Annotated in this window: 5 protein-coding genes and 1 CRISPR repeat array; all 5 genes read right to left on the bottom strand. The window is 63.6% G+C overall.

From position 1 onward, the window contains the following. Position 1 precedes the first annotated feature (1 nt). Positions 2-334: direct repeats of the CRISPR family, unit length 28 nt; unit sequence GGTTCACCCCCACGTGTGTGGGGAAGAC. 9 nt (positions 335-343) lie between these two features. Then, positions 344-625 (bottom strand): type I-E CRISPR-associated endoribonuclease Cas2, encoded by a 282-nt coding sequence (gene cas2e / locus IT350_16175; protein MCC6159589.1) that lies wholly within the window; start codon positions 623-625, stop codon positions 344-346. Then, positions 558-1553 (bottom strand): type I-E CRISPR-associated endonuclease Cas1, encoded by a 996-nt coding sequence (gene cas1e / locus IT350_16170; GenBank protein ID MCC6159588.1) that lies wholly within the window; start codon positions 1551-1553, stop codon positions 558-560. Before cas1e ends, cas2e begins: the two co-directional genes overlap by 68 nt. A 162-nt stretch (positions 1554-1715) precedes the next feature. Next, positions 1716-2570, bottom strand: a complete 855-nt coding sequence (gene cas6e, locus IT350_16165; GenBank protein MCC6159587.1) for a type I-E CRISPR-associated protein Cas6/Cse3/CasE — start codon at positions 2568-2570, stop codon at positions 1716-1718. Between the two features lies 1 nt (position 2571). Further along, complete coding sequence (cas5e, locus tag IT350_16160) at positions 2572-3645, bottom strand: type I-E CRISPR-associated protein Cas5/CasD (GenBank protein ID MCC6159586.1); 1074 nt, start codon at positions 3643-3645, stop codon at positions 2572-2574. A gap of 38 nt (positions 3646-3683) precedes the next feature. Continuing rightward, a partial coding sequence (locus IT350_16155) for a type I-E CRISPR-associated protein Cas7/Cse4/CasC (GenBank protein ID MCC6159585.1) occupies positions 3684-4693 on the bottom strand: 1010 nt, incomplete at its 5' end.

The raw sequence follows: 4693 nt of genomic DNA, 5'->3' as shown, positions 1-4693 counted from the left end.
CGGTTCACCCCCACGTGTGTGGGGAAGACGACCACGCCGTCGAGTGGCGGCGAAGCGACGACGGTTCACCCCCACGTGTGTGGGGAAGACACACGATTCGTCGCAGAGGTCAAGGCAGACATCGGTTCACCCCCACGTGTGTGGGGAAGACGCATCGGCCAATTCCGCCCCGGTCGTGATCGGCGGTTCACCCCCACGTGTGTGGGGAAGACGAGTTCGATCTGGACCGTTGCGAAATGGATCGCGGTTCACCCCCACGTGTGTGGGGAAGACGGGTCTGCAATTCGTTCGCCATTGTCGTATCCCGGTTCACCCCCACGTGTGTGGGGAAGACTCTTGAATATTACAGCGTTTTTCGCCTTCTGACGAGCTGAAGTCCATCGAAGTCGGCGATGTCGCGGCTGCTCACCCCTTCCTGACGGACGATGAACCCTTGCTCGTTCGGCCACGAGTAAACCTGCATACACCCGCCGACACCCTTGCGCTTGTTGACGCGCTCCCACAGGCGGTCGCGGATCATCGCGTTCATCGTGCCGACGAAAACCCCCGCGCGGGGCTCAATCATCCACCGGCTCAGCTCCCCCCTCAGGCTCTCGGGGACGTTCTCCAGAATCATCACCACCATAATTGACTCCTCCCTCGACGGTTTCGTGATCGGGGTCCCACAGGCCGCCCGGGATCGCCGCTTCCACATCGGGATCGGCGTTCGACGGCAGGTCCAAGGGTTCATCGACGGCCAGCGCCCGCGCGATGTCGGGCACGACGCGCTGCAGGATTTTCTGAACCAGAAACACGTCGCGACACGTGGTCCGCACCCGGCGCTCCAGTTCGGGTCCGGGATTCGCCGCACACTCGAACGCGACGGGGATCGTGGTCTCGACCTTGTAGAGATCGGCGATGTCGTAGACGAAGGAAAGCTGCTTTCCGGTATGAACGAATCCCAACCCGGTCGAGTATCCCGCCGACACGATCGCGGCATGACAGACGCCGTAGAGGCATGAGTTCGCGGCGGACAGGGCGCGGTTGACCGGGTCCGCCGCGTTCCAGTCGCCGGGCCGATAGGCGCGACCGGTCCAGATGATCCCGGTGCGCTTGGCGGCCTGCGCGTAAGCCTCGCGCACGCGCACGCCTTCCATTCCGCGGACCTGCTCGATGGTCAGATCCTCCGGCAATTTTTTTTCGAAGCGCATGCGGTACATGCGCATGACCACCTGGGCGCGCATATCCGGATTGCAGACGAGTTCGGCCTGACGCAGCAGTCGGTGACCTTTGCGTGTTTCGCCGACGCCCTGGGCGTACACACGCACCGCGCCTTCGCCGCACCAGATGATGGAGCAGCCGTTGTCGGCGAGCGCGCGGACGGCCGCGTGGGAAATGGTTGTGCCCGGCCCCAACAGCAGGGCCGCGAGCGAGGCGGAGGGAATGGGGACTTCGGTATCGGGGTAGTCCAGAACGACGCCGAGCGACTTCTGCTCGATGTGAGCCCGCTCGACGTAGAGGTAGCCCAAGCCGTCGCGGAGCTTGGGCAGGTCGTGCAGATCGGTGATTTTCATCTCGAGCTCCTTTCGGGGAAACTCGCAACGGTTGGGGATCTCGCGCGCGCCATGCGGCGCGGGCACGTCCGCTGCGCCGCATGACGCGCGCGGTTTGGTCTCCTGGCGGTATTCGGTTTTCAAGGATCGCCACCCGCGTCGCGCGACGCGGCTCGCACGGGATTACCTGGGCGCGACGGAGAGCAGCCCGAAGCCGAAGGCTTTGGCCGAACCGATGCCGGAGGCGAGGGTTTGTTCGAACAGATCCGGCGCGGTCACTTCCAGAATTCCATCGATGGCGGCCCACGCATGCACCAGTTGCTCGCGTTCTTCTTCCGTGTTGCCCTTGCTCGCCCGCTGGACGCCCGTCTCGATTTCCCAATTCGCATCCCATTCGGGATCGCAATCTGCGTTCGGTCTTTCCTTGTCTTTTTCTTTCGTGAAGACGATCCGGAATCCGCCGGTGCCGTCGCCGCAGCTTCCGGCGCCTTTGCGTTCCAACCATGCGAGAATGGCGGCGGGGTCGCGACCGATGGAGACGCGCTTCCCATCAAACGGTCCGCCTCGGACACGGCGAGTTGCGTTGACCTTGGTCTTGAAGTGGAGTTTCGTTCCGGCGTCGTAGCGCAGATTGACGGATTTCACCTGGGGCGGTGCCGCCAGGAGATGTCCCGCGTTGCCGATCGGGCGACCGGTTTCGAGATCGGTGCGTTCCCGATCAAGCCCGAAGGCGTAGTCCCAATCGGGTTCCCTCGGAGACTGAACGAGAATCATCGCGCATCCACCCGACCGGCGAGGATCCGGCGAGACGACGTGGTCGATCCGAAACAGGAAATTGTGCTCGCCATCTCGCGCGACCTGAAAGCCATTCGGGTTGTAGGGCGTCAAGAACTGCTTGTCAGCGTCTTTTTGCTCGGCCTTCGGGAACGCCATGCAAAGGCGCTGGTGGACGCGGTAGACGTTTCGCAGCCAGAGGCGACCGGGACGCGGGCGGTCGGGGTCGGTGCCCACGTCGATGAGCAGGTTGGACAGATACATTTCACTCCACCTCCTCGGCGCTCAAACGCCGACGGCGCGTTTCGAGGGAGCGGAACCGGATGATGTCATCCCGCGTTCGAATGATGCGGTCGCGCCACGCCGCGTCCTCGGGGTTGATTCGGTCGATACCCATCCCCTCGCCGTACTCGATCATCGTCACCGCGTCGTGGCACAGGCGGCACAGCGCACGGAGATCGTCGTGGGACTCGTTTCCGCCCGCACGCCGATAGGTGATGTGCTGCACGGTGGTCGCGGGGGATTTGCAGAACACGCACAAGCCCTTGTCGGCTTCGAGGCGCGCGAGCCGGGCCTTGCGATACTCGGTGTTTTTGTAGTTCGCGCGCGGGCGCGGCGGCGCTTTCGCGTCGTGTTGCGCCGGATCACCGTGCAGGGCGACCTCTCCGTCTTTTCCAATCGTCCACGACCGACCGACGACGAAGCGGGGTTGATGGGCGGGAGGATCGAACGTGAGCGGCACGTCGTACCAGACCTGCGCGTCGTCGGGGGCAAGTGGCTCGTCGGGCGTCGGGCGCCAGTCGAGCAATGCATCCACACGATGGGGGACTTCGTCGCCGCGACACCTTCGCTGCCACGGCACGGAGCACAGCGCCGATTCGAGATCGTCGAACGTCCCGGGGTCGGACGCGCGCACGGGGCGACCCGGCGGACAAGACTTGCGCCCGAGGTAGATCGTCCATACGGGATGCAGGAGCGCGTCGTCTAGGCGACCGATCAACTTGGATTCGCCGCGCAGCGCAACGAGAAACGACGCGTCGCACAGGTATTCGCGGCGGGTGAGCATCGTTTCGGGCTTGGGTCTGGTTTTCCCTTCACTCTCGGCGACGCGCAAGTACATTCCGGCACCCACAGTGTGGTAGTCCCACCACCGCACCCCCGGCCGGTCGACGCGTACACCCATCTCGAGATCGGCGAGGCGGGAGAGCCAATCGCGCGATACGCTCGCGCGGTCGAGTCCCATAGCGGCGCACAGCAGGCCGATGACGCCGGACTTGGTCGGCGCGCCGGCCGTGCGTCGCACGAAGAATTTCGACTCGTGATCGCCCCACGCCTGCATGGGTCCTTCTAGGCGCAGGAAGAGCGTGTTGGCATCCATTATTCGGACCGGGGCACCGCGACGGCCTGCTGCACGGCGTCCCAGTCGTGGCCGAGCTGCGCGACCACGTCGCGAATCAGTTGATCGAGCGACCCGATATTGTTCGCGGGGACCGCAACACTCGCGTTGTCCTCGTTCACTTCGAGCGCGAAGCGACGGTTGGGAGAGAACCAATAGCGCGCGTCGGGCGCGCCGAAACCGGCGTCGATGTCGCGGACGTACTGCGCCAGTTGGGCTATGCTCTGCGCGACGAGATCGCGCGATCCGCGCGACGCAGGATTCGCGAAGGCGTTGGCGTAGCTGACGGGAGATTTCTTGAACTCGACGAGCAGGCCGTCGGGGGGATTGTGGGCGGCGAAGCTGTTCTGCTTTCCGGAGGGATTCGCGCACACGGCAGCACGGATGAACGCGCCGACGGTGTGGGCGGCAAGCGGCTCGTTGCCGTTCAGATTTTTCACGAGTTGGCGCCAGTCGATCGAGAAGAACTTGTAGAAACAGGCCGAGGCGAACATCGCTTCGTCCACGTAACCCGCACCGGCGTCGTCTCCGGGGATGTCGTCGGCGGCGACGTAGTAGTCGACCTCGGGCCGCGCCTCGTGCGTCGAGATGGCATGTGCGACCTGAAGAGCGGCCTCGACCGTCGTCTCATATCCCTTCCAAACGTCGATCTGCTTCGTGCCATCTTTTTTCTTTTTGGGTTTAGCGGGCTCCAACATGCGTCCCGACAAGGCCATGTCCGGCACGTGGACTTTCGTACTAATGATTTCCGCAAACTTTTTGGCGAGGTCGGCGTCGGGTTCTTGTTTGGCGGTCTTGAGAAACCCCGCCATTTCTTCGATCGCCTGTCTTGTCGTGTAGATCAGCATCTTGCTGCGTTCGCTGACAGCGTCGTCGTCCTCTTCTTTCTTTTCCAGTTTTGCCTTGAAGCCACAGAGGTCGAGAATCCTCTCGGCACGCTCCTTCGTCTTATCGTCGCCGTCCACGGCCTCGGCGATCAGGCGCGCGAGTT

The sequence above is a fragment of the Deltaproteobacteria bacterium genome (assembly GCA_020845895.1).
GTDB lineage: Bacteria > Lernaellota > Lernaellaia > JACKCT01 > JACKCT01 > JADLEX01.
This window is presented reverse-complemented; position numbering and strand designations above follow the sequence as displayed.